This is a genomic window from Listeria farberi, from assembly GCF_014229245.1.
Taxonomy (GTDB): domain Bacteria; phylum Bacillota; class Bacilli; order Lactobacillales; family Listeriaceae; genus Listeria; species Listeria farberi.
Genome location: NZ_JAARZJ010000001.1, coordinates 37,597 through 62,416, shown reverse-complemented (window position 1 = coordinate 62,416; position 24,820 = coordinate 37,597). Strand labels below are relative to the sequence as shown.

At 36.2% G+C, this 24,820-nt stretch carries 23 protein-coding genes and 1 tRNA gene; 5 read left to right on the top strand and 19 right to left on the bottom strand.

The window, feature by feature from the left end:
- Window positions 1-5 precede the first annotated feature (5 nt).
- Window positions 6-965, top strand: a complete 960-nt coding sequence (locus HCB45_RS00315; protein WP_185618253.1) for an alpha/beta hydrolase — start codon at window positions 6-8, stop codon at window positions 963-965.
- A gap of 73 nt (window positions 966-1,038) precedes the next feature.
- On the opposite strand, the gene tsaD is transcribed toward HCB45_RS00315, so the two are convergent.
- The 9 genes from tsaD to HCB45_RS00270 form a co-directional block, all read right to left on the bottom strand.
- Window positions 1,039-2,061, bottom strand: coding sequence for a tRNA (adenosine(37)-N6)-threonylcarbamoyltransferase complex transferase subunit TsaD (gene tsaD / locus HCB45_RS00310; RefSeq protein WP_185319250.1), 1,023 nt, complete (start codon window positions 2,059-2,061; stop codon window positions 1,039-1,041).
- On the bottom strand, window positions 2,058-2,513 hold the full coding sequence (gene rimI / locus HCB45_RS00305; RefSeq protein ID WP_185319251.1) for a ribosomal protein S18-alanine N-acetyltransferase: 456 nt from the start codon (window positions 2,511-2,513) through the stop codon (window positions 2,058-2,060). The genes tsaD and rimI overlap by 4 nt, the downstream gene beginning before the upstream one ends.
- On the bottom strand, window positions 2,510-3,202 hold the full coding sequence (gene tsaB / locus HCB45_RS00300) for a tRNA (adenosine(37)-N6)-threonylcarbamoyltransferase complex dimerization subunit type 1 TsaB (RefSeq protein ID WP_185618251.1): 693 nt from the start codon (window positions 3,200-3,202) through the stop codon (window positions 2,510-2,512). Before tsaB ends, rimI begins: the two co-directional genes overlap by 4 nt.
- The gene (gene tsaE / locus HCB45_RS00295) at window positions 3,199-3,660 is read right to left on the bottom strand and encodes a tRNA (adenosine(37)-N6)-threonylcarbamoyltransferase complex ATPase subunit type 1 TsaE (protein ID WP_185618249.1); all 462 of its coding nucleotides are present in this window, start codon (window positions 3,658-3,660) and stop codon (window positions 3,199-3,201) included. Before tsaE ends, tsaB begins: the two co-directional genes overlap by 4 nt.
- 106 nt (window positions 3,661-3,766) lie before the next feature.
- On the bottom strand, window positions 3,767-4,909 hold the full coding sequence (locus tag HCB45_RS00290; RefSeq protein WP_185319254.1) for an Lmo2079 family surface lipoprotein: 1,143 nt from the start codon (window positions 4,907-4,909) through the stop codon (window positions 3,767-3,769).
- A 131-nt stretch (window positions 4,910-5,040) separates the two neighbouring features.
- Entirely contained in the window at window positions 5,041-5,421 is a 381-nt protein-coding gene (locus tag HCB45_RS00285) for a hypothetical protein (RefSeq protein WP_185319255.1), read from the bottom strand.
- Window positions 5,422-5,515: 94 nt separating this feature from the next.
- Window positions 5,516-5,872, bottom strand: a complete 357-nt coding sequence (gene crcB, locus HCB45_RS00280) for a fluoride efflux transporter CrcB (RefSeq protein ID WP_185319256.1) — start codon at window positions 5,870-5,872, stop codon at window positions 5,516-5,518.
- A complete protein-coding gene (crcB, locus tag HCB45_RS00275) occupies window positions 5,862-6,251 on the bottom strand; it encodes a fluoride efflux transporter CrcB (protein WP_185319257.1) in 390 nt (129 codons plus the stop codon). The genes crcB (HCB45_RS00280) and crcB (HCB45_RS00275) overlap by 11 nt, the downstream gene beginning before the upstream one ends.
- Before the next feature lie 103 nt (window positions 6,252-6,354).
- On the bottom strand, window positions 6,355-6,981 hold the full coding sequence (locus tag HCB45_RS00270) for a GyrI-like domain-containing protein (protein ID WP_185618247.1): 627 nt from the start codon (window positions 6,979-6,981) through the stop codon (window positions 6,355-6,357).
- A gap of 468 nt (window positions 6,982-7,449) precedes the next feature.
- On the opposite strand from HCB45_RS00270, the gene HCB45_RS00265 reads away from it, so the two are divergent.
- Window positions 7,450-7,533 (top strand) — tRNA-Leu (locus HCB45_RS00265).
- A 213-nt stretch (window positions 7,534-7,746) separates the two neighbouring features.
- Here HCB45_RS00265 and HCB45_RS00260 read toward each other — a convergent pair.
- The 6 genes from HCB45_RS00260 to HCB45_RS00235 all read right to left on the bottom strand — a co-directional run bounded on the left by HCB45_RS00260 (window position 7,747) and on the right by HCB45_RS00235 (window position 17,099).
- On the bottom strand, window positions 7,747-9,846 hold the full coding sequence (locus HCB45_RS00260) for a WG repeat-containing protein (protein WP_185618245.1): 2,100 nt from the start codon (window positions 9,844-9,846) through the stop codon (window positions 7,747-7,749).
- A 526-nt stretch (window positions 9,847-10,372) separates the two neighbouring features.
- Window positions 10,373-12,064: an LPXTG cell wall anchor domain-containing protein gene (locus HCB45_RS00255; RefSeq protein WP_185618243.1), complete on the bottom strand. Its 1,692-nt coding sequence runs from the start codon at window positions 12,062-12,064 to the stop codon at window positions 10,373-10,375.
- 93 nt (window positions 12,065-12,157) lie between these two features.
- The gene (locus tag HCB45_RS00250) at window positions 12,158-13,438 is read right to left on the bottom strand and encodes a helix-turn-helix domain-containing protein (RefSeq protein WP_185319261.1); all 1,281 of its coding nucleotides are present in this window, start codon (window positions 13,436-13,438) and stop codon (window positions 12,158-12,160) included.
- A 576-nt stretch (window positions 13,439-14,014) separates the two neighbouring features.
- A complete protein-coding gene (gene fepA, locus HCB45_RS00245; RefSeq protein WP_185319262.1) occupies window positions 14,015-15,346 on the bottom strand; it encodes a multidrug efflux MATE transporter FepA in 1,332 nt (443 codons plus the stop codon).
- A gap of 14 nt (window positions 15,347-15,360) precedes the next feature.
- A complete protein-coding gene (gene fepR, locus HCB45_RS00240) occupies window positions 15,361-15,945 on the bottom strand; it encodes an efflux pump transcriptional regulator FepR (protein ID WP_185319451.1) in 585 nt (194 codons plus the stop codon).
- Window positions 15,946-16,055: 110 nt separating this feature from the next.
- The gene (locus HCB45_RS00235) at window positions 16,056-17,099 is read right to left on the bottom strand and encodes an alpha/beta hydrolase (RefSeq protein WP_185319263.1); all 1,044 of its coding nucleotides are present in this window, start codon (window positions 17,097-17,099) and stop codon (window positions 16,056-16,058) included.
- 215 nt (window positions 17,100-17,314) lie between these two features.
- Here HCB45_RS00235 and HCB45_RS00230 point away from each other — a divergent pair, with 215 nt between their 5' ends.
- The 3 genes from HCB45_RS00230 to betL all read left to right on the top strand — a co-directional run bounded on the left by HCB45_RS00230 (window position 17,315) and on the right by betL (window position 21,606).
- Window positions 17,315-18,529 (top strand): argininosuccinate synthase, encoded by a 1,215-nt coding sequence (locus tag HCB45_RS00230; RefSeq protein WP_185319264.1) that lies wholly within the window; start codon window positions 17,315-17,317, stop codon window positions 18,527-18,529.
- A gap of 3 nt (window positions 18,530-18,532) precedes the next feature.
- Window positions 18,533-19,903: an argininosuccinate lyase gene (gene argH, locus HCB45_RS00225; RefSeq protein WP_185618241.1), complete on the top strand. Its 1,371-nt coding sequence runs from the start codon at window positions 18,533-18,535 to the stop codon at window positions 19,901-19,903.
- Between the two features lie 179 nt (window positions 19,904-20,082).
- Entirely contained in the window at window positions 20,083-21,606 is a 1,524-nt protein-coding gene (betL, locus tag HCB45_RS00220; protein ID WP_185618239.1) for a BCCT family glycine betaine transporter BetL, read from the top strand.
- A gap of 44 nt (window positions 21,607-21,650) precedes the next feature.
- Here betL and HCB45_RS00215 read toward each other — a convergent pair whose 3' ends face one another.
- From HCB45_RS00215 to HCB45_RS00200, 4 genes are read right to left on the bottom strand one after another with little or no spacing between them, the layout of a single operon-like run.
- Complete coding sequence (locus HCB45_RS00215) at window positions 21,651-21,848, bottom strand: hypothetical protein (protein WP_185319267.1); 198 nt, start codon at window positions 21,846-21,848, stop codon at window positions 21,651-21,653.
- 3 nt (window positions 21,849-21,851) lie between these two features.
- Entirely contained in the window at window positions 21,852-22,502 is a 651-nt protein-coding gene (locus tag HCB45_RS00210; RefSeq protein WP_003724521.1) for a class II aldolase/adducin family protein, read from the bottom strand.
- Window position 22,503: 1 nt separating this feature from the next.
- Window positions 22,504-23,436, bottom strand: a complete 933-nt coding sequence (locus tag HCB45_RS00205; RefSeq protein WP_185319269.1) for a 1-phosphofructokinase — start codon at window positions 23,434-23,436, stop codon at window positions 22,504-22,506.
- 17 nt (window positions 23,437-23,453) lie between these two features.
- Window positions 23,454-24,803 carry a PTS galactitol transporter subunit IIC gene (locus HCB45_RS00200; RefSeq protein WP_185319270.1) on the bottom strand — a complete coding sequence of 450 codons (1,350 nt, stop codon included), beginning with the start codon at window positions 24,801-24,803 and terminating at the stop codon, window positions 23,454-23,456.
- Between the last annotated feature and the right edge of the window lie 17 nt (window positions 24,804-24,820).

The window sequence follows — 24,820 nt, the reverse complement described above, 5'->3', positions numbered from 1 at the left end:
AAACTATGAAAAAGATTTTAATTATTTCTGGTTCAATTACCGTCGGGTTACTTGTAATTATTACTATTTGCGCGAGCTTTTATTTATATAGCTATGCACTATCTCGTGATAATTCAAGTATGAATGACAAACCAACTACAGATCAAACTACTGAAACAGCCAAACTTGCGAAAAAAAACCGAGAAGAAAATGTCGCTTGGATAAAAGAGCAACCACTCACAAAATGGACAGAAACCTCGGCAGATGGGTTGAAATTGGTCGCTAATTATTTAGAAGCTTCCACCCCTTCTAATACAACCATTATTTTAGCTCACGGTTATCGCGGAAAAAGCGGCAAAGTCGAAATGGCCGGTCTAGCAAGGATGTATCATCAAAAGTTCGGCTACAACGTATTAATGCCTGACGCGAGAGCTCACGGCGAAAGTGAAGGGGAAAATATAGGCTTTGGTTGGCCAGAACGTAAAGATTATGTTCAGTGGACGAAGCAAGTACTTGATAAAAATGGTGATGATACAGAAATTGTCCTTCATGGAGTTTCTATGGGTAGTTCCACCGTCTTGATGACAAGTGGCGAGAAACTCCCAAAACAAGTTAAAAGTATTATCGCGGATTGTGGTTATACTTCCATGGATGCCGAATTATCTTATCAATTAAAAGCAATGTTTCATTTACCAAAATTCCCCATTATTCCAACAGCGAGCCTCATAAATAAAGTAAAAGAAGGGTTCTTTTTCAGCGAAGCAAGTGCGGTTAATGCAGTAGCTAAAACTAATTTGCCTATTTTCTATATTCACGGTGATTCAGATGCATTTGTCCCTACCTCTATGATAGACGAACTATACGATGCAACAAAAAGTTACAAGGAGAAATGGATTGTAAAAGGCGCTGAACACGGTCAAGCGTTCACCGTTGATCCAAAAACATACGAAGAAAAAGTACGACAATTTTTAACTAAAACAATGTAAAAAACTGTAGGCAAAGTGATTTCTCGCTTTGCCTACAGTTTAAAGCATGTGGCATTTAATTCCGCATGTTTTTTTATATGTCCTCTAACAATAAACCTGGATTTGCATTCATATCATAATTGCTTCGTTTTCCTTGTAAGAAGCTAACTGTTCCTGCAGCAGCAATCATAGCTGCATTATCACCACATAATGATAACGGCGGGATAATCAGCTCGGTGTCAGGAAGTTCTAGTTTTACTTCTTGAATGAGCCGTTCTCTTAAACCTTGATTTGCCGCAACTCCTCCAGCAAGAAGCAATTGTTTCACTTTGTATTGTTTAGCTGCACGGATTGTCTTATTCACTAAAACATCGACTACACTTGCTTGAAAACTTGCTGCCATATCATGGGGATTTGGTTCATCACCGCGTTGCCTTAAATTATGCAGTGTATTAATAAAAGAAGATTTCAATCCACTAAAACTAAAGTCGAACGAACCATCATCCATCATCGCCCGCGGAAAATGAAACGTGTCTTCACCATCTTTAGCAAGTTTGTCTATTTGAACACCACCTGGGTAAGCTAAACCAAGTGTGCGCGCCACTTTATCATATGCCTCTCCAGCCGCGTCATCTCTTGTTTCCCCGATAACTTCAAATTCATTGTCTGCTTTCATTAAAACAAGTTCCGTATGCCCGCCACTAACAACTAATGATAACAGTGGAAAATTAAATGCTGTTTCAAAACGATTCGCATAAATATGTCCAGCAATATGATGGACACCAATGAGAGGCAAATTATGCATAAAAGCAAGTGTTTTTGCAGCATTGACACCAATTAAAAGCGCCCCAACTAAACCAGGCCCTTCCGTTACCGCCACCCCGTCCAAATCGTCCATCGTTACATTTGCTTGTTTTAAAGCTTCTTCAATCACAATAGTAATTTGTTCCACATGGTGTCGTGATGCAATTTCTGGAACCACTCCGCCAAATCGCTTATGACTTTCAATTTGTGAAGCCACCACGCTAGATACTATTTCACAGCCATTTTTTACGACAGAAGCGGCTGTTTCATCGCAGCTTGATTCTATCCCAAGAATTAATGTATTTTTTTTCATAAGTCCACCCACATCACTAGCGCATCTTCTTTCGTATCCGGATAATAGTTTTTCCGAATGGCGCCGTCTTGAAATCCTAATTTTTTGTAAAGCCCTTGTGCTACATTATTGGAAACACGAACTTCTAGTGTCATCCGAATGGTACCACGCTCTTTTGCTATACGAATCATTTCTCGTAAAAGCGCCTCACCATAATGGTTACCTTGAAAATCAGGATGAATCGCAATATTCGTAATATGTCCTTCATCCAGCACGAGCCAAACACCTGCATACCCCACTACTTGATTCTTGTATGTCGCAAGTAAATAATAAGCATATTGATTAATTATAAATTCATTCCGAAAAGCTGCTTCTGTCCAAGGTACCGTGAATGCAGCGTTTTCTACCTTCATAATACTCTTCAAGTCAGTCACGGTTGCTTCTCGAAATAACAAAGCCGCTTCCAAACTCACTCAGAACCCCTCGATTCTAACCATTTACTTTCCGCTTCTGCAAGTTTTAAATAATCTGGAACAAAATTATCTGCTGATTCACCGATCAAATTCTCTGCCAACTTTACAAGAGAACTAGCACGCGAGTAAGAATAATCTGCCTGAGCAAAAATCGCTCGTTCTCCAAGAACTTCCATTACAGTAAAGCAAATTTGTTCCGTTAATGTTCCTATAAATAAAATCGTATCCGTTCCATGTTTTAACTGTTCTAATAAATCAGTTAGCGCAGTATGGCTATCCGCTATCAGATTCTTCATTTCGCCATGATTCGCTTGATAAACACCTGCATAAACATTCAAACGACGGGCATCCATCAAAGCAACTACTTTTCCAGGGAAATATAAGCCATTTTCTGCTAAAAGTGCTAAAGAGGAAATACCAACAATCGGAATTCCCGCATCCCATGCCATTGTTTTAGCTACGGTTACGCCGATTCGAAGCCCTGTATAAGAACCTGGGCCTTTTGCAACAACAATTTTTTCTAAATCAGTAGGTTTTACGCCGCATTCTTCCATCAAAGCAGCAATTGCTGGAAGTAAGCGCACACTATGATTTTTTTTCAAATTTGTTGTATATTCTCCTAAAACGACACCCTTATTAAAGAGTGCTATCGTCATTGTATCTGAGGACGTATCCATCCCAAGTATCATTTGCCAAAAACCTCCATTGCAAGTTGCTTGTATCTTTCGCCAAGTGGTTTAACAACCATTTTGCGTGTATTCTCATCTATATGAAAAAGTTTAATTTCCAAATATTCTTCTGGTAAATCTTCACGAACAAATTGTGCCCATTCAACCACACTAACACCAGCTCCGTAAAAATACTCCTCCAAACCGAGTTCATCAGCTGACGTGTCTTCTAAGCGGTATACATCCATGTGGTAAAGAGGCAAACGCCCTTTCTTGTATTCACGGATAATGGTGAATGTTGGGCTTTTAATCATTTGCGGAATCAATAGACCTTCACCAATTCCTTTTGTAAAAGTCGTTTTCCCGGCCCCAAGATCACCTTCGAGTAAAATCACATCTCCAGCTACAAGTTTTTCACCAAGTTGTCTTGCAAGAAGTCTTGTCTTTGCTTCACTTGCCATTATTAATTCGAATTCCATTCCCTCACCCGTCCATCATTTTCTCTACATATCATACCACAAAGCTGTACCAAAATAAAAAGCAAAAAACGTAACGACTTATAAGCCGCTACGTTTTTAAAGTAGATTAATAATTAGATTCAGTTAAATCCATTCCACCATACATTTGAGTGGTAATTTCTGTAATAATTTTATTTAATTCTTCACTAGAAATAATTTGATCTTTTGTTGGGAAATCATCAATAGGTACAAATTTTTCTGCTTTAGTTTTCGTAGTAAAGCTAATTGATTCTGGAGAATTTCCATCTGATTTTTCTTCTATTTTTGTTTTCAAAGTTAGCGTATCTAATGTATTTTCTTTTCCAGATTTCAGCGATACTTTCATATCAATTGTGGTGTTTTTATTTTCTTTTAATTTTTTAGAAGCATCCTCTAGATTTGTTTGAAGTTCTGTGTAGGAAGCATCAAAATCTGTTACTGATTCAGAACCTTGACTCTCTACTAATACTTTGAAATCTGCTTTAACTTTTTCGTCGTCCATTAGTTTTGCAAAGTCTGTACACATCTTAGCAAAATCCGCGTTTTTAAGCGTGACACTCACTGTTCCATCTTTCGCTTCTTTAAAACGTTCTTGGTCTAAGCTACTAAAATAATTGTCCAATAGTTTTGTTGTTTTTTTATTTAAGTTTTTTGCTGCAGCTTCAAATTTCTTCGTATCAACAGCTGTTTCCGCTTTCCCTTCGCCAGTTAAAGAACTCGTTAATTCTTCTGAACTGATATATTTGTTTTTTAAATCTGGGTACTCAGTATTAATTTTTGACCACATTCCACCAGTAACTTGGTCTAAATAACTAAGTAACGATTCATCAGGCTGTACAATGGTTTTAAGTGGTATATATGTATTACCAGTTTTTGAATCCACTAAGAAATCTAAATCAACTGAAATCGGAAATAAGTTGTTAGTAGATGTGATATTTAATTTTGCTTCCGCCTTATCTGCCTTTTTATCCGTGGAAGATGTTATTGAAAATTTAATATCTTTCAAAATACCTAATGTTTGCGCACTAGAATCACTCTTTGCCATTTGAATATCTGTAACTGCAAACGAAGTAGTATAAGTAGATTGGTCCGGTACATTAGCCCCGTTTTTTATTGCTTGAACAAATTTCCCTTGTGGTGTTTTTGCTGCTTTTTCTGCTGGGCTCTCTCCACAAGCACTAATTACAAGCGCTAAAGCTAACAGAATTGAAAATAAAATCCCTTTTTTCATCTTTTTCCTCCTGCCTAGTTAATATACTAAAACTAACACAATTTGGATATAGAAAACAAGCAAATCCCCAATAATTCACTAGTCTGACACAATTTCAAATAAAAAAAGTGCCCAAAGAACAGGCACACTTTTTATTTTGGAGTCACTTTTAAGGAAGTAGCATTTTCAGAAATTTTCCCAGGAGCAGGAGAAGTCACATTCGTGCCTTGGGGAAAAACAGCTTTAACAGTGTCCCCGTCTTTAATATCAGCTAATTTTATCGCTTTACCAGTCGTTTCATTTGTCACAGCTGTATTACTATTAACAGTTACAATAAGTTCACTTGCATAATTATTCTTCTCGCCGCTCCATGTTAACGTGCCATTTACTGTTAGTTCACTATTATTTTCTAACAAACTAGCATCTGTTACTGTCCCATCAAGCACTAAATATGGAACCTCCTCTTGGTTACAGCCTGCTAAAAATAATACGCTGAGTATAATGGGTATAATTATCTTCTTAAAACCTGCCATTCTCGTTCTCGTCCTCTCTGAAGCTTATCGTTCTTTCTAGCATAGCATTTACACCAATCTCAGGCAATCGTTTTCTTATTTTCTTAAACAATTCTTATACACCCATCAAAATCCCACTAAAAGCCGCCAACAAGCCAAATATGTATGTTAATCCCATATAGGAAAATAATACACGATAATTCGTTTTCCATTTTAGTTCCATGCTTTCTAGTTTGAAGGTCGAAAAAGTAGTATATCCCCCCATAAATCCAGTGCCTAAAAAAAGCTGCCAACCTGGTCCAAGTGCAGAAGAAACAACAAACCCCAACAAAAACGACCCTGTTATATTAATAAAAAATGTCGCATAAGGAAAGTTAGTCTTCCATTTACTTTTAACTAATACAGAAATTCCGTAACGTAAAATCGCACCAAGGCCAGCTCCAAAACCAACGAGTAAGAAATTAACCAACATGATGCGAACCTCTTTTCAAAAGCTTATTACTAAATATATTACCGAGCTTCACCATAGCGAGCCCTCCCATTAAGCTAACAAAAACATAACCAATCGCAAAAAACATTTCACCCTTTTGGATTAGTTGAATCGTCTCCACACTAAATGCCGAGAACGTAGTGAAAGCACCAATAAAACCTGTTCCAATTCCATTTAAAAGCACTAAGGAAATACCCGTTTTCCCCGCTAAAAACCGCATTAAAAAAGCTAACAAAAAACAACCAATTAAATTAACTGTTAACGTTGCATAAGGAAAACTTCCGCCACCAAGCAATAAATTCATCGCATAACGGCACATCCCACCTAATGCACCAAAAATTCCCACATATAAAAAATACATCTTTTAAAATCCCACCTCACAAAAAAACGCCCTGAAATATTTCATTCCGGGCAGCAGCCTTTTCCTATTTCTTCTATACTATAACGCAAAACATTCCAATTATTCAACTCACTGGAAGTCGAAGGATGGTCTTCATTTTTTCTGGGTCTACTTTACGTGGATCGCTTAAATAAATTTCGTGATGTTTACGAACAGCCCCCGTATCATTATGAAGCCCTTCTGTTTCCATGAATTGGTGCATTTCCGCGACCGTTTTCACTTCTTCACTAAAAGGACCAATATGCATCATTTGTACACATTCCCCTTCTTCAAAACGAATCAATTTCACACGACTCGTATCAACATCAGGCTTTTTCTTCTTAGCAAGCTCTTTCGCCCATTCCACCACTTCTTCGGTGACAAAGTCTGGTTGTCTAAGAATAGATGTCCAAAGCCACGCATCTCTGTCCTTTAAATCAAACTTCTCTTCAGACCACCAAAAACCTTCCAGCGGCGGTACAACAAAATCCGCATAACCATCCAGACGCGTCTCGCCCATCTTGCTCATTTTAATCGTGTACGCAATCGCATAAAGAGACTGCACCGCCTTTTGGTATTCTTCACCATCCGGGTCACCTTTCCCATCCACCATCAAAAAATTCATTTCTGGTACAAAAATACGCTCTGGTTTCCTTTTAGGTGCATAGAATTTCTTTTCCTCTTTTTTAAAATCAATTTTCTTTTCAGTCATTTGAATTCCTCCTCGTTCATCCATTTTGGTATTAGCTTTTGAAAATTATCATAACTAGTTGCCATTTTTACTGCAAAATTTATTAACTTCTCTAAATTACGTGATTTATCTTGTCCTGCCTAACTAAGAGCGGATATATTATGTATTATTGTATAAAGTGCATAATGCTCCCAAAAAATCTGCAATTTCTTCCTTCCCAATATATCTTAAAATATTTCCTTTCGCATCTGATGTTTTTAATTTCTCCATCTGATATTTTCTAGTAACTGAAAATCCTTTTTTATCTTAGAAATCTTTTTTTCATTATGTATCATTTTTAGCTGGGATACTTTCATTATTAACTCTCCCTATGATTAAAGTTAGTACTTCTTATTATACAAGAAGGTGTTTACTTTTCCCTAGGTATATTGCTAGATTTTATTGACAAAATAACAGAATCAATATTATAATTAGTTTTGCTACGCATACGCGGTCGTGGCGGAATCGGCAGACGCGCTAGGTTGAGGGCCTAGTGGGGTAAAACCCGTGGAGGTTCAAGTCCTCTCGGCCGCATCAAACAAAATTCCTAGGTTAGAATCTAATCCTGAAATTTAGAATCTAGAAAAACGGAACTTCTCATTGTTTAGAGCATTTGAGGAGTTTCGTTTTTTCTATATTTTATGAAGCCTTACTATTGTTATAAAGCAAAAACAGACTATAGACAAAATGAGCCCTCACTTTGTCTATAGCTTGGATGCTCTCTATATTTCGGGAAAATTCTCGGTTCTAATCAACTATAATTGTTTCCAAAAAAGCCTTCCAAGGTGCTCCATACGTCTTATTTGCCTTTTCAATAATCGCTTTACCATATTCTGTCGTATCTTCGCTCACAACAATTGGTGTTATATTTTTCGTTATGAGCCACTCCACATAGTATTCTATATAAGAAGATGCCTCATCGTCCACATCTTTGAAGTAACACAACAACTCTTCATCATCAGGCTGTGTTCCCCACGGTACTGCATCCACTGATAGGAGTTGTAAAAATTCATTTAAATTACTACAAACAAGATCGAGTTCACCTTCTGTACCAATGAAGACTATCGGATTATTTTCTACTGGTTGATCTTCATCAACAACGAAATAATAATATTGTGCCCCAGTGCCATCTGCATTAGCTAAGTACAATAACTTTTTAGAAAGAACTTCATACTCCCCACCAAAAAAGCCTAAAAAATCTTCGACATCTTCTTTATTCGTATTCCAGACAATCACACCTTTACTAAATGGTGAGTCCGCATTACCACGAGTTGGCATTTTCCATGTCCAGCCTTTAGCTAATAGTTCTTTCCAAAGCGCGGGTATTGCTTTCCCATGATAAATTTCTTGTAAGTTCGTATAAATTTTATTAGCCTTAGCCTCTGGAATATCTTCAATCACTTCTTTTAAGTCAGCAATCAAAACTGTATTCCCTTGAATATCTACGCCATATTTATTACCTGTTTTAAAATAATAGGTATCACTTGGTTCGTGATGAATTAAGAAGTCAGCACGATGTGTATATTCATGAATAGCTGGGAATTGTGAATTGAATGTTGGTCTTTTATCTTGAATCTGATAATCAAATTCATCTATAAACACCCATTCTACACTGTCATAAAAATACATTTTATCAAACGCCATTTGTGGAAAAAAGCCACAAGAATATCGCGTTTCTTTTGTTTTATGATTGGTTAATTTTTTGCGATAGCCAAAATACCCTTTTTTCTTTTTCGCAATAATTCCCTGTACACCAATCAAGTACATTTCTTCACCGATTAATCCTTGCGCATAACCAGGAGATATAAATCCAGCATGGTCAAACATAAAATCCGTAACAGGTGTACCTTCTTCATTAATAAAGCCCCATAAACCATCTTTTTTCACAAATGCTAAACCATTCCAAAAACTATATACAGCACCCTCGTAATGTGGCTCCACAATGACGTTCCCATCTGAGTTAATATAACCATATAAGCCATTCTCAAATAAAAATCGTATTGGATCATAGATGTCTATAATATCCCCAGGTTTTTCAACTGGACCAAGTGTTCCTTCTGAATCTCGCATTTGCACTTTACCATCAGCATAAATAGCGGTATATTCCGTACCTTTACCATCAATATAGCCCCAATCAAATAAATAGCCACTCTCTTTATAATTTTGATAAAACTTGGCAATTCCATTTTTAAATTCAGTTAAATGATGATATTTGGGCTGTGAAATCCAATTCCCATCTGTATCAATTAACCCATAACAATTTACATATGTCCCGTATTCTTCACGTGGGACTCTCTCTAAGGAATTTGCTCGAATAACGCCTTCTGAAACAAGCACATGTTTCTTTCTATTTTCAGCATAGTTATATTCAATTCGATTAAATTGAGGCGTTATCAAAACACCATCTGGTCTTAAAAAACCAGCTCGAAGGTCAACTCCAGCCCGTCCTAAATTATATTCTATTTCAAATACTCGATATCCATCGAGAGTAATAGGTAGTATATTTTTATAATAAGAATTATTTAAAACACTACCTTGTTCATCAATAAAACATTCCACTTGACTCCTGTAAGCATCTTTTTCATTATAAATCAGAGCATCCCCAACAGCTGGTTCTTCGTGTTCACTTATATAACATTTTGATTTAATGAACTTTTTATCAATCTCTCCAACCGCGTATCCAAAGTCATAAGGTCTTAGTTCATTATAAATAAATGGTGTAATTTGTGTCCCGTCTTCTTTAAAAATAGCCCATAATGTTGTATCTTCTATAGTGCGTTCTAAGAAGAAAAAACCATTATTTCCTTCTACGCAAGTTTCATAAGGTATATTAGCTAATTTATTCATTTCATGATGTCTCCTTTACCAAAGTATTTAATACTATTTTTCAGTAAAACTTTGTGCTTCAAATTATTCTATTATAGCTACCTAATACTTTTGATTATCATTTAGATGCTGCTGGTTTATTAAACTGAATATAACCTTCTGATATATAGATAATTCTTCTGTTCGAACAATTAAATCCTCCCTTCAACAAATTTAACATTTTCACTATACCATGTTAAAAAAAGGCAAATTACTAAAATAAATCATTAAAAAAGGGGTTTTTTTAGTGTACAACTTAAAATCGTCATAATTTTGTCATAAACAGAGTACTACAGAAAAAAGAGGCCAAAGCAAGAAATTACTTTAGATAATATAGCAATGAAGTGCTATATATGGCTTTCTAAGCACCGACAAGAAGTACGAAATCAAGTAGTAGTCATGAAGTTGATGAACATGGCCAATTGACTTTGGAAAAAAAAGGAGAGCTTTTTACCTAAAACATGAAAAAAACTTCTCTATTTGGGTTCTAGAGAAGTTTTATATCTTTTTAATTTCTTCTATAAATAAATAATCCACTAGCTATGGTGGTAAATACTCCTATAACAATCATTGTGAAGTCTGAACTATCACCAGTTTGTGGTAAAGCGGAGATATCTGTCGCTTTGTCGGTTACTTTTACTGATGTTGTATTTCTATTTTCGGGAGTTGGCTTTGGTGTTACTTTTATTTTTTTATCATTAAAAGTCACATCGATAGTCTCTTGTGGGTTAAACGGTATCGTTACATGAATTTCTTTAGCTGATTTTTCATAACCGGGCGGTGCTATTTTTTCCGTTATCACATAAGTTCCCGGTAACAAGTTTTCTACAAGTGCAAAACCACTACTGTTGGTAGTTACATTTTTTAACATCGTTCCGGCTGTTGTCTTAATGTTGAAAACTGCCTTTGCAAGTCCTGTTTTCGTTGTTTCATCTTGTTTAAAAATTTTAATTGCTCCTGTTTTTTCTGTGTTTTGAAAAATGAGTTTGGCTGGCTTTGTGTCGCCGTAAGTAATTGTAAAACTTTTCGGGGTGGTATTTATCTGATACCCAGTAGGGGCAGTTAACTCAGTGACTGTATACTTTTCAGGTGGTAATCCTGTGGCGGTTCCAATACCATTTTTATCAGTTGTTATTTTCGCTACTTCGAGTCCAGATTCATCTTTAATTGTATACACTGCTCCACTAAGCGCTTTATTACCAGAAATTTTTTGAATTTCTACTTTTCCATTAGTTGTAAGTCCTGCATCAATATCAAAATTCTCACTTCTTAAAGTTGGAACATTTACTTTTGTAATTCCTGTTTTATCTGGTTTGGAATTAATAGAAGTGTCTGTACCTTGATTTGCTTTAGAAAAAATATAACTATTGTTTGGTAGGTTGAATCTCACTTGGTAATTCCCTGGCAGGATATCTGTGAATAAATAAGAACCAATATTATTTGTTATTGTGCTTTCTTTTAACACACCCTCTTCAGTTAATAAGTCCACTTTTACACCAGGAGCAGGTTCTTCACTATCTTGCTGTATACCATCCCCATTAAAGTCATACCATACAATATCGCCAATTTTTGCACCATTTACATTAATATATAATTGAACATCATCTAAAAAATTCCCATTAGTAAGGGTTCCATCTGCTGTCGATATTGGATTAAAAGTTAGTCTTGTGATAGTTTGTCCAGCAGGCACTGTGTAATTTCCTTCAAAACTTCCCCACGTTTCCCCATCAGAAACTCTTGTTACCTCCGTTTGACTTTCCGGTGAGCCAATAAGCAAATCAGCTGTGTCCATTCCATTACGACCTCGATGCGAAAATTTCCATGTTAAATTCGAACCTGGAATGGTCCGAATATCCTGATAAACTGGTCCAATACCATCTGAATTTAATTCAATAAAGTTATTTCCAGAAAAAGCAGGCACATTATATCCATTGCCGTTTTGCCATACTTCAATGTTTCCAGTAGGATTTGTTGTACTCCAGGCCTCTACACCATCTTGGTTAACCATCCAAACATTTGGTGTGCCAGCATTTTGTCCATAGTTGGCAATATCAACATTTTCAAAATCATTATTTTTAATAGCCCATTTTAATTGCCAGCCATTTAAAGATGTTGGATAAGCCTGCACTTTTTCAGTAGCACTTCCAATAATAAATACTATAAATAAAATAAAGAAACTAGCTATTATTTTTTGTTGCATATTTTTTCCTCCCTTTTTCTGAACATAGTACCTTATAGTACCCCCAATAAAGTAAAAGAAAACAGCTAGTATGTTAAACCAGCTGTTTCATGTTTAAGACAAAATATCATATGCCATTTTATATTTAGTTGATTTAGCGAAGTGTTTGCTTGCGTGCTTTTTCACTCGTTCAATTAATACCGGATCATTGGATTCTTCAATTTTTTTAAGCAAATCTATCATATTTTTTTCGTAGCTAGCTTGCTCCTTTTCATGATATAAAAGTAGCGTTTCGGTGTATTCAATAAAATAATCTAATTCCATCACCCGCTCAGTTACTTTACTCATAATCCGCATCAGCTCTGTCGCCTCTTCTAGCCAACCTTTTTCTGCAAAAATAACCATTAATTCTGTTATAACTAAAAAGTCATTATTGGCAAAGTCAATCCCTCTATTTTCAAAGGCAATTATTTCATCGTAAATCAAAATAATATTTTCATCAAATTGTGTTTCATTTCCTTCTATTTTTTCAATTTCTGCAAGTTTAAAACGAATAACAAAATAGAATTTACTTGTTAATTCAGGATATAATGAGTAAAATTCCACAGCTTGGTTGAAATGTTTTTTTGCTTCTGTTAAGAACCCAATTTGAAAATAAATATAACCATAAAAATAAAGCAAAGATCCTTTTAGTTCAAAGCTTGCATCTGGGATAGTATTTAATAAATCACTGGCAGCTTCTACATGGCTTAAAGCTGGCTCATACAAGTTTTGACAAATATAATTAATACAAATATTAATGTGAAAAACAACCTGAAAAGATGGAGAATCTGTTATTTCTATACATTTTTTCCAGTAGTTTTCTACAAGTTTATAGTCGCAAGTAACAAATGCATGTTTTAATGACTGGCAATAATAATAATATGTTAATAAATAAATTGGAAAGTTGCATTCAGCACGTTTTTCGTTATTATTTAAATATCTTACTTCAATTTCTTCAGCTTTTGAAAACTCCCATATTTTATAATAGTAGCTAGCTTTTAGACAGTAAAAGGCAAGCTCAACAGCCGGAGATTCCTGAACTAAATCTACTTTACTAGCTATTTTATTTAACTTAGTTTCTATATCTTCTGTTTTTGAAAAAACTAATAGTTCAAAAATCAATTGAAGTTCTTGTAGGACTTCCATGTTTGTTTCTTCTTCATTAACTAATAATACTTCTTCAGGCACTTCTAGTCGTCGTGCTATATGCATTAATGTTTCCATGGATGCTAGTTTAACTCCGTTTTCAATATTTGCAAGATATGGAATCGAAACAATTCCTTGTGCTAGATCTTTTAAAGTTAGAGATTTCTCTTTACGAATATTCCTAATTCGCAAACCAATTAAATTCATGATGCCACCGCCATAATATAGATATTTTCATTTTAATTATAAACATTTATTTATGAAAAACAACTACATATTGTAGGTTATTTTGAACTTAAAAATAATCTTACACAACACAAAAAAACTGTATTACTTACAGAATTTTTTTCCAACTATAATTTTGTTTATAAATTACTTCTTACTCCTAGAGCGTGTTTAAGCGTATTATGATTTTTTATTTTTTCATTTTAAAATAAAACTCATTGTACTTATGTAAGTTTATTTGCTGTTTTTTCATTGGAAAATCCATACAAATCTTCACTAATTCGTCATATTTTATACTAATTTTTTTAAATATTTACTTAAAAAATAAATATAGAGGCTAGAAAAAGTTTTGCCTCTATATTCTTTTAGCATAAATCAATTAACCTATTCATTCCCACTTGAAAGGTTTTAACCTACATAAAACGTGTAGAATATCATTTTAACATTCAAATCTTGTAAAATTAAAAAAAGGAAACAACGAAAAAAATGGTGCTTTTAAAGCTTATTTCACTTTAGTTTATCCAAAAAAAGCGAAGGTACAATGCCCTTCGCTTTTAACTATTTAAATAATATATGCTTCTTCTTCATATAAAATACAATCGAAACCGCTACAATCATTTCCGAAATCGGAATTGCTAACCAAACACCTGGGATGCCAATGATTGGTGGTAAAATAAGCAAGAAAATCACCATAAAAATAATTTCTCGTGAAATCGTAATCCATGTTGCCATTTTGACTTTATCGGAAGTTTGGAAATATGTCATCATAACAAAGTTAAAGCCCATAAATAAGTAGGCTGAATAGAATAACTTAATTCCGTTACTTGCAAGTTCTCTAATTTCTGCACTAAAGTTTCCGAACATCGAAACGAGCAAGTTAGAACCAAATAATCCAACTAATAAAAAGGCAACTCCTGTACTAAATGCTACTACGATTGCAATTTTCAATGTTTCAAGTTCCTTCTCTCTTGCCCTTGCCCCTCGGTAATAACTAATAAGTGGTTGAATCGCTGAACCCATACCAAGGAATAACATTAAAATTACACTATGGGTATAATTTAAAACAGAGAAAGCCGCAACGCCTGCAGTTCCAGCAATAGCTGCGATAGAAATATTATAGCCTAAAGTAAATACCGACACGCCAACTTCTGCTAAAAAACTTGGCAACCCAATGCCTAGCGTTTTTTTGAAAAAAGCTTTATTCCAATCAACTTTTACAAATTTCAAGCGACTAGATTTTTTAAAGAAATGTGTAATTAGAATCAACACACCGATAATAATTGCAATCATCGTAGCAAGCGCAGAACCCGTAACGCCCCATTCAAATACGAATAAAAATAAATAATTCAAAATAACATTACTTATTGCCGTAACAATTAGAGCAACCATAGATAAATTCGGATCACCATCGTTACGGACAAAAATACTTAAAATATTTTCAAGCGTAAGTGCAAATCCAAAAATAAGCAATATATTCATATACTCAAGTACGTAACCAATCGTTTCATCATTCGCACCTAAAAAATAAGCTAGTGGTACTTTAAAAATAAAAGCAAGTATGGCAATAACGAGCGTAATGGAAATAACTGCTAAAATCGCGTTCGTAAAAATTGTTTGTGCTCTGGCAACATTTTTCTCCCCAATTGCAAAGGAAAATTGAGTCGCGGCACCAATCCCAATCCAAATCGAAATAGCTGTAAAAATCGTAAATACAGGCACGGCAATGTTTATCCCAGCCAGTGCTACTCCGCCGAGCTTATGCCCAACAAAAATTCCATCAATCACAATATTTAAAGACATTAACAACATTCCTACTAAGGAAGGAATTAAATATCTAAAATAAATCTTTTTAACTGAATCTGTCTCTAATATTTCTATATTCTTTGCCATGTTACACCTCTAAATTAAGCTTTTAGCGTAATTCCTCTCCAGAAAATTTGCCATAAAGCTGTGATTTTCTTTTCCGTTCTTTCCGGGTCATTCACGTACACAATGTCAACGATGACGGCATCGAGGATTCCCATATACGCTTCTTTCATCGTTTCCACATCTTGCATCGGTATTAACTTTTGCTCCATCCAATTGCTAAATAAAGTGGTAAAATCTTGTTCCATTTGTAGCAGATTCTCGGTAATATCTGCTTGAACAATATCATACAAATGCTTCGGTGGATAAAACCCATACCGTAGCCAAAATTGATACGCCTCATCGGTGTCGTATAATTCCTTCACACCAAAAAGTAAACTAGATAAAACTAAATCTGGTCTAGATAAATCGCTATCTAGGAGTTTTGCCCGATAATAATCAATTTCCGTAGATTTCGCATCCTTCATAATAGATAAAAACAAATCATCTTTATCTTTAAAATGAGAATAGATGGATTGTTTCTTCAGCCCCACCACTCCCGCAATATCAGCAAGCGATGTTCCTTCAAAACCATTATTAGCAAAAAGTGTCAGTGCAGCTTGTTTGATTTCTTCTTTTCTCATCATTCCACTCCTCCCAGAAAAACTGACGACCGTTCGTAAGTCATTTTCTCATGAAAAAAATTCTTTGTCAATAAAAAAATCCACTCTACTAAAAGAGTGGATTCACGGATTTATTTTTCTTCTAAAAACTCGCTAATCAATTCGTATGTCTCATCGGTCGCTTCTGAATTAGTTGTCATAAAGCCATGTGGCACTTTTTCAAAGCGTTTGGCAAATACTTCTACGCCAGCGTCTTTTAATTTCTTCGCATATGCTTCCCCTTGATCTCTAAGTGGATCAAATTCAGCAGTCGCAATAAATGTTTTTGGAAGTCCGACTAAATCTTTGCTACGGATTGGTGCAACGAGTGGATCGTATTTACGATCACTTGCATTCGCAATATATAATTTAAAGAATTTATCTAATGATTCTTTCGTAAGCACGTAGCCTTCTGCAAATTCATCCATTGACGGATAAAGAACAGACGCATCACGACTGAAAATATCCGTTGCTGGATAAAGTAAAATTTGAGCAGTGATATTTGGTTTTCCTTTGGATTTAGCAATCTGCGTAACTACAGTTGCTAAGTTACCACCTACACTATCCCCTGCCACAATAATATCGGAGGATTTAGCTCGTAGGCTAGTACGGTGATTTTGTACCCAAAGTAGTGCCGCATAAGCATCTTCCACTGCCGCTGGGAAAGGATTTTCTGGAGCGAGTCGGTAATCAACCGTTACAACACGCGCACCAGTAGTTTGTACCAGTTTTCTTGCAATCGCGTCATGTGTTTGTAGTCCGCCTAAAATAAATCCGCCACCATGATAGTAAACGATAATTTCGAAAGGTCCCTCTTCTTGTGGTGTATAAATCCGAATCGGAATTTTGCCAGCTGGACCATCAATTTTTTTATTTTCCACATCACCAATTTCGATATCTTTTGCTGAAGGTAATGCTTTTGTTGCTAATCTCATATATTTATATCGTGAATCTACGTCAGATAATGGTGAAGTGTTTTTCACATATTCCTGAGAAGCCTCATCTAAATTTTCAAGTACCTCGGGATTATATTCTTTTTTCCCAACTGCTTTTTTGTAAATAAAGAAAACGATTAATAATGGAAGTAGAATGATCCCGGCAAAACCGATAGCAATCCATTTTATTGTATTTTTCACATTCGCTCAACTCCTTCAATATAACTTCAATAACAAGTATAGCAGTTTTACGAACAGGAACCAATTTATTACTATTTGAAATGATTATTTTTATTTGAAAATGTATTTTTAAGCATAATTATGAATAAACCGAAATAAAAAGGTTGATATTCACAAGCGTTAGTGTTAATATAAATACAAATATTTGTATATTTATGAATAGGAGGATGAATACAATGGCAAAGGAAAAAATTGTATTAGCTTACTCAGGTGGGTTAGATACTTCTGTTGCAATTCAGTGGTTAGTAGAATCAGGTTATGAGGTTATCGCATGTTGTTTAGACGTTGGTGAAGGAAAAAATTTGGATTTCATTAAGGAGAAAGCTATTACTGTTGGAGCAAGCGAATCCTATACAATTGATGCGAAAGAAGAATTTGCAGAGGATTTTGCGTTGATTGCACTTCAAGCCCATGCTTATTATGAAGGAAAATATCCGCTTATTTCTGCTTTAAGCCGTCCATTAATTGCGAAAAAATTAGTAGAAGTAGCTCGTCAAGAAGGCGCTTCTGCTATTGCTCATGGTTGTACTGGTAAAGGAAATGACCAAGTCCGGTTTGAAGTAGCGATTCATGCACTTGCTCCTGATTTAAAAGTCATCTCTCCTGTCCGGGACTGGAAATGGTCTAGAGAAGAAGAAATCAATTACGCCAAAGAACATAACATTCCTGTTCCAATTGATTTAGATAACCCCTTCTCGATTGACCAAAACCTTTGGGGTAGAAGTAATGAATGTGGGGTTCTTGAAAACCCATGGACCACACCACCAGAAGCAGCTTACGACTTAACAGTGAGTTTAGAAGACGCACCCAATACAGCAGATATCGTTGAAATCACCTTTGATGCTGGGATTCCTATTTCTCTTAATGGTGAAAATATGAGTCTAGCAAATTTAATCCTTACATTAAATGAAATTGCTGGCAAACATGGTATTGGCAGAATCGATCATATCGAAAATCGTTTAGTAGGTATTAAATCACGTGAAGTATACGAATGTCCGGCTGCTGTCACTTTAATCACTGCACATAAAGAACTAGAAGATTTAACTTTTGTTCGTGAAGTAGCACATTTCAAACCTATTATTGAACAAAAAATCAGCGAAACAATTTACAATGGCTTATGGTTCTCGCCTTTAACAGAAGCATTAGTTGCCTTCTTAAAATCCACGCAAAAATTCGTGAACGGCACCATCCGTGTTAAATTATTTAAAGGTCATGCCATTGTGGAAGGAAGAAAATCACCAAATTCGCTTTACGATGAAAACTTAGCAACCTATACGTCTTCCGATACATTCGACCAAGATGCAGCAGTTGGCTTCATCAAGCTTTGGGGATTACCAACGAAAGTGAGCGCAGAAGTTAATTCAAAAGTGACCATAACAACTGAGGTGTAAAAAATGGAAAAACTATGGGGTGGACGTTTTCAGGAGAAAAGTGATAAATGGATTGATGATTTTGGAGCATCTATTTCTTTTGATCAACAAATGGCAAAAGAAGACTTGGCGGGTAGTTTAGCGCATGTCGCCATGCTCAGCAAATGCGGGATTATTCCTGCTTCAGAAGCAGCTGAAATTACGGCCGGGTTAAAAATTCTCCAAGAAAAATTAGCGCTTGGTGAGCTCGAATTCAGCACGGTTAACGAAGATATTCATTTAAATATCGAAAAACTATTGCACGAGGAAATCGGCCCAGTCGCTGGAAAACTTCATACGGCGCGCAGTCGGAATGATCAAGTTGCAACAGATATGCATTTATATTTAAAACAAGCCGTAGCGGAAATTATTCAGTCATTAAAACATTTACGCGTAGTGCTTGTTCAAAAAGCAGAGTTGCACGTTGAAACAATTATGCCTGGCTACACGCACTTGCAACATGCCCAGCCTCTGTCCTTTGCCCATCATTTATTAGCCTATTTCGGTATGTTTACGCGAGACTTAGAGCGTTTAGAGGAGAGCGTTAAGCGGATTGATATTTCGCCGCTCGGTTCCGCTGCACTTGCTGGAACGACTTTCCCGATAGACCGGGCTTATAGCGCAGAATTACTTGGCTTTTCTGCTGTGTATGAAAATAGTTTGGACGGCGTGAGTGATCGTGATTTTATTATTGAGTTTCTTAGTAACAGTTCTATCTTAATGATGCATTTATCGCGTTTTTGTGAGGAACTGATACTTTGGACGAGTCATGAGTTTCAATTTGTCGAGTTAACAGATGCGTTTTCGACAGGAAGTTCGATTATGCCGCAAAAGAAAAACCCAGATATGGCTGAGTTAATCCGCGGGAAAACTGGCCGAGTTTACGGAAACCTGTTCGGCATGCTAACAGTTTTAAAAGGGCTCCCACTCGCTTACAATAAAGACTTGCAAGAAGATAAGGAAGGCATGTTTGATACGCTTGAGACGGTTCAAACAAGCTTAGATATATTCGCAGGAATGATTGAAACGATGAAGATCAACACAGAAATAATGGAAGAATCGACGCAAAAAGATTTTTCCAATGCGACCGAGTTAGCAGATTATTTGGCGAAAAAGAGCGTTCCATTTAGAGAAGCACATGAAATCGTTGGAAAATTGGTGCTTGCTTGTACCCAAAAAGGGATATATTTGCAAGACATCTCACTTAACCACTATAAGGAAATAAATTCACTTATTGAAGAAGATATTTATGATGTTCTTTCTTCTAAAACGGCTGTTAAAAAAAGAAATTCTTACGGTGGAACTGGGTTTGATCAAATTAGAGTGGCGCTTACTAATGCAAAAAAAACATTGTAAATCCCACTGGAATGCTGCTTGGCATTCCAGTTTTTTTATTGTATTCTCTTTTTTATCGCTCTTTTTCACACCTTACAAGATTTGTCAGGGTAGTACTTTTTTTGTTACTATTAATAAGAATGTTACCTTTGTGCTAACTTGGGGAAATACATACAGAGAAAATAAAGGGAAGTGATGTATTGAAAAAATTAACAAGTGTCTTTTGGGGATCGGGTCTTCTCGTTTTATTAGCCGTTTTATTTGGGGCTTTTTTGCCAAAACAATTTGAGACTTTTACAACCAATATCCAAAAATTTCTAACAAGTAATTTTGGTTGGTACTATTTAATTGTTGTAGCGATTATTATTATCTTCTGCTTGTTTTTAGTCTTAAGTCCGATTGGCTCAATCAGACTCGGAAAACCTGGTGAAGAACCGGGATATAGTAATAAGTCTTGGTTTGCGATGTTATTTAGTGCTGGAATGGGAATTGGGCTCGTTTTCTGGGGTGCAGCTGAGCCGTTATCTCATTATGCTGTCCAAGCTCCCGGCGGCGAAGTTGGCACGCAAGCAGCTATGAAAGATGCGCTTCGCTATTCATTCTTCCACTGGGGCATTTCCGCTTGGTCAATTTACGCGATTGTCGCTTTAGCACTGGCTTACTTCAAATTCCGGAAAAATGCACCTGGCTTAATAAGCGCCACACTATACCCCATTTTAGGCAAACATGCTAAAGGTCCGATTGGGCAATTGATTGATATCATTGCTGTTTTTGCGACGGTAATTGGAGTTGCAACTACACTCGGCCTTGGCGCACAACAAATTAATGGGGGCCTTACATACTTGTTTGGCGTTCCAAACAATTTTACAGTTCAATTTACGATTATTGTTATCGTCACTATTTTATTTATGTTGTCGGCCATGTCCGGACTTGATAAAGGTATTCAGCTTTTAAGTAATGTAAATATTTATGTTGCTGGTGTTTTATTAGTTTTAACCCTTATTCTCGGACCTACGCTTTTCATTATGAATAATTTCACCAATTCATTTGGAGACTATTTACAAAATATCATCCAAATGAGTTTCCAGACGGCACCTGATGCGCCTGATGCCAGAAAATGGATTGACTCCTGGACTATTTTTTACTGGGCTTGGTGGCTTTCTTGGTCACCATTTGTCGGGATTTTCATCGCTCGAATTTCACGCGGTAGAACGATTCGTCAATTCTTACTCGGTGTCATCGTGTTGCCCGCTTTAGTCAGTGTGTTTTGGTTTGCCGTATTTGGTGGCTCGGCGATTTTTGTCGAACAACATGGAAATTCTGAGCTTTCAAGTTTAGCAACTGAACAAGTACTATTTGGGGTATTTAATGAATTCCCAGCTGGCATGGTGTTATCGATTGTTGCGATGATTTTAATTGCAGTCTTCTTTATTACTTCAGCAGACTCGGCCACATTTGTTCTCGGGATGCAAACAACTGGCGGTTCTTTAAATCCACCAAACTCCATCAAAGTAACATGGGGCTTACTACAAGCTGGTATAGCAAGCGTACTGCTCTATGCGGGCGGACTGACAGCACTTCAAAATGCATCAATTATAGCGGCCTTTCCGTTTTCCATTGTCATTATCTTGATGATTGTTTCCTTATTTGTTTCGTTGACGAGGGAACAAGAAAAACTTGGGTTATATGTTCGACCAAAAAAATCACAACGTTCACAATTGTAATAAAAAAGGGATGAAAATCTAATTGTAGATTTTCATCCCTTTTTTCATCCTTTTTTCTGCTTTGCCGCGATTATTTCGCGATAACTACGAGTTTGTTTAGGATATTTTTTCCGAAAGAAATGTTGCGAAACAACTGCTAACACGAGTGAAATGGCGGTGATTGGAATAGAACTTTTAAATATCCCTACCATTAGTAATAAAGCACTGGCAAATAACGTTGCATTAAAAAGGAATTTTTCCATTAGTTACTCCTCCAAATTATAATTTAGTTCGCGGTCATGAGCTAATTTTTTTATACCCAAAGCATCAAACACTAATGCTTTTTCCGCAATATAGGCATTATATTCAATACGTTCTAGCATGTCATAAGCTTTATGGAGTGATGTATCTAGTACGACAATACCATGCTTATTTAATAAGCTTGCACTTGGAACAGCTTTATCCCCTAACTCGATAACGTGTTTCCGTACGATTTCTGCAAGTTCTGGACTAGTTGCTGGAGCAAATTCAAGGGTTGGGATTTGACCAATTTTTTGCGTTGCTTCCGTTAAATTCGGAAGTTCCATACCAAGTGTTGCAAACAACATTGATTCTTTTGGATGAGCATGAAGAACACAACCGATTTTTGGATTTTCTACATAGCAAGCACGGTGTAAGTTGATTTCTCTAGTTACTCTTCCGTCTCCTTCTACTACTTCATTGTTGTTATCCACTACAAGGATTTCATACGGGGAAAGATCGCAAAGTTTTGCTTGACTCATAAGCGTTGGCGTCATAATAATGTGCTCGCTATTCATACGCACACTAACATTTCCTCCAGCCGCATTCGTTTCAAAGCGGTCAAACATAGTCTTTACTATTTTGGCTAAATCTTCACGTTCTTTTTGATATAACATATTATCTCTCCTCCAATTGTATAATACTTACTTGATTCTTGAGTTTTCCAGCAGCTTCTAAATCAAAGCTTGAACTATCTTGTTGCATGACTTTACTAGCTGAGCAACCTGTCGCAACTTTTAGTGTTTCTGTAATCGGCATATTCATCGCAAGTCCCGCAATAAATGCCCCGACAAACACATCGCCCGCCCCAGTATCATTGCGTTCCTGCACTTTTGGTGGAATAACTTGATACAATTTGCCGTTATGTGCGCAAATGGATCCTTTTGCTCCAAGCGAAACAACAAGATAGGGGATTTTTTCAGCTAATTTGCGGACATTTTCTTCTAGTGAACTTGTCTTTTCATCTAAAATGGCGATAACTTCATCTTCATTTGGTTTAATGAAATCGACGCCCATTTCGACAGCTAGATTTAAATATTCACCGGAATTATCACATCCTAGAAACGCGCCAGTTGCTTTGACAGTTCTTAGTAGTTCTTTAAAATCAGATAATGTATAATGAGGAGGCGGGGATCCAGCAATCACCACCATGTCCTCTTTTTTAACTTTTTTAGCGATTTGTTTCAAAAGGTTCACTTTGTTGGTCTGACTTACGGTAAAACCTGCTTCTGGTATCATCGTGCTGCCAAACGTGTCATCACTTAAGACGACGAAGCATTCTCTTGTCGAAGTTCCAGCTTCTACAAGGAGATCATGGTTAATATGTTTTTCTTTTAGAATGGCATATAGTTTGTCGAGATTGTCTGATCCCGCAATTCCAAGTGCTTCATTTTTAATACCGAATTTCGATAGCACACCTGAAACATGAAGTCCCTTTCCCCCGCAATCATATGCTGTTTTTTTGACTCGATTAGTCTTCCTTTTTTCTAACTCTCCTTGAATGAAAAGCAACCGGTCAATAGCTGGATTTAATGTTATTGTGTAAATCATCTCATCACTCCTATTTCTCAAGAGCTAGCTTTTTCTAGTTCAATTGTTCGTTTTTTCATCATTTTCACATAAAATACTAGTAATAATACCCAAATTGCGACAAAAATAAAGCCTAAAATAGTGAACTGACTTGCTTCTGCAAAAATATAACGGAACACTGGATATTCCAGCGTACTCCATGTAATTTGTTGTCCAGCTTTTAGCGAAATTGCGCCTGTTGAATGTGCTAAATCTGTAATCGTTCCAGCGAAGAACGTAGATACATATAAGAAAATTGGTGTTGTAATCGTTCCAAGAATAATCATGCGAATCAAGTTTCCGCCTGTTACAATAAGCGCTGGTGCACACAAGGAAATATTTAAAATCCCTGCGAAAGGTAATACACCATTTCCTGGTAAAATAAGCGCAAAAATAAGTGTAACTGGGACCATAAGAACGATTGCTACCCACACTTCACTACATCCTGCTAAAATAGGCCAATCTAAGCCAATAAACAATTCACGATTTTTAAATTTACGTTTCATAAACTCAGAAATACCATCAGATAGTGGTGAAAGAGCTTGCATAAATAGTTTTGCAACCATTGGGAAAAGGGTTAATGCAGCTGCTGCTTGCATGGCTAACATAAGCGTTTTTGCTACATCGTATCCTGCTGCAATCCCTAAAAGTCCACCGATAATAAAGCCCATTACATGGTTTTCTGCAAAAATACCAATTTTATCTTTTAACGCGTTGGCATCCATATCTTTACGAAGAGCTGGAATTTTTTTAAGTAACCAGTCAAGCGGCATTAAGAAAATACAGAAAATCATCATGCCGTGGGAAACTGTTACACCTGGAATTCCATTTAACTCTTGAATTTGACGTTGGTTTGCATCACATAAAATTAGTTCTGTAACAATTTGAATTCCGGCAACAATAAATGCCAAGTAAACATTTTGAGTTACTCCGATAATAAGTACCGCTGTTAAAATTTTGCCCCAAACGTTCCATAAATCGACATTCAAGGTTTTGGTTTTATTGATAATTAGCATAATCGCGTTAATACCTAGTTGTAGCGGGAACATCAAGAAAGCAAATGGCCAAGCCCAAGCAAGTGTTGCCATCGATGTCCATCCACCATCTAAAATGCTTAAATTAATCCCTGTTCTTTCTGCCAGTCCTTGTGCAGCTGGTGTTAAAGCTTCAATCATAAAGCCAATAACAATATTCATTCCAAGGAAAGCTACCCCTAGAATAATCCCCGCACTTACTGCATCTCTTACTTTCATTCGTACAATTAGCCCAATAATAATCATCAGTGCTGGAACAAAAACGGCAGCTCCAAGGTTCAAAATAAACTGTATAACTGATTGTAATGACTCCATTTTTTCACGCTCCCTAT

Coding starts and splice junctions, on each gene's coding strand:
- tsaD (WP_185319250.1), bottom strand. CDS start 2,061: ATGAAAAAAAATACATTAATTCTTGGGATAGAATCAAGCTGCGATGAA.
- fepA (WP_185319262.1), bottom strand. CDS start 15,346: ATGGCAAAGAATATAGAAATATTAGAGACAGATTCAGTTAAAAAGATT.
- HCB45_RS00205 (WP_185319269.1), bottom strand. CDS start 23,436: ATGATTTACACAATAACATTAAATCCAGCTATTGACCGGTTGCTTTTC.
- tsaB (WP_185618251.1), bottom strand. CDS start 3,202: ATGATACTTGGGATGGATACGTCCTCAGATACAATGACGATAGCACTC.
- HCB45_RS00200 (WP_185319270.1), bottom strand. CDS start 24,803: ATGGAGTCATTACAATCAGTTATACAGTTTATTTTGAACCTTGGAGCT.
- HCB45_RS00255 (WP_185618243.1), bottom strand. CDS start 12,064: ATGCAACAAAAAATAATAGCTAGTTTCTTTATTTTATTTATAGTATTT.
- tsaE (WP_185618249.1), bottom strand. CDS start 3,660: ATGGAATTCGAATTAATAATGGCAAGTGAAGCAAAGACAAGACTTCTT.
- HCB45_RS00215 (WP_185319267.1), bottom strand. CDS start 21,848: ATGGAAAAATTCCTTTTTAATGCAACGTTATTTGCCAGTGCTTTATTA.
- argH (WP_185618241.1), top strand. CDS start 18,533: ATGGAAAAACTATGGGGTGGACGTTTTCAGGAGAAAAGTGATAAATGG.
- crcB (WP_185319257.1), bottom strand. CDS start 6,251: ATGTATTTTTTATATGTGGGAATTTTTGGTGCATTAGGTGGGATGTGC.
- HCB45_RS00230 (WP_185319264.1), top strand. CDS start 17,315: ATGGCAAAGGAAAAAATTGTATTAGCTTACTCAGGTGGGTTAGATACT.
- crcB (WP_185319256.1), bottom strand. CDS start 5,872: ATGTTGGTTAATTTCTTACTCGTTGGTTTTGGAGCTGGCCTTGGTGCG.
- HCB45_RS00315 (WP_185618253.1), top strand. CDS start 6: ATGAAAAAGATTTTAATTATTTCTGGTTCAATTACCGTCGGGTTACTT.
- HCB45_RS00285 (WP_185319255.1), bottom strand. CDS start 5,421: ATGGCAGGTTTTAAGAAGATAATTATACCCATTATACTCAGCGTATTA.
- fepR (WP_185319451.1), bottom strand. CDS start 15,945: ATGAGAAAAGAAGAAATCAAACAAGCTGCACTGACACTTTTTGCTAAT.
- HCB45_RS00210 (WP_003724521.1), bottom strand. CDS start 22,502: ATGTTATATCAAAAAGAACGTGAAGATTTAGCCAAAATAGTAAAGACT.
- HCB45_RS00250 (WP_185319261.1), bottom strand. CDS start 13,438: ATGAATTTAATTGGTTTGCGAATTAGGAATATTCGTAAAGAGAAATCT.
- HCB45_RS00290 (WP_185319254.1), bottom strand. CDS start 4,909: ATGAAAAAAGGGATTTTATTTTCAATTCTGTTAGCTTTAGCGCTTGTA.
- HCB45_RS00270 (WP_185618247.1), bottom strand. CDS start 6,981: ATGACTGAAAAGAAAATTGATTTTAAAAAAGAGGAAAAGAAATTCTAT.
- HCB45_RS00260 (WP_185618245.1), bottom strand. CDS start 9,846: ATGAATAAATTAGCTAATATACCTTATGAAACTTGCGTAGAAGGAAAT.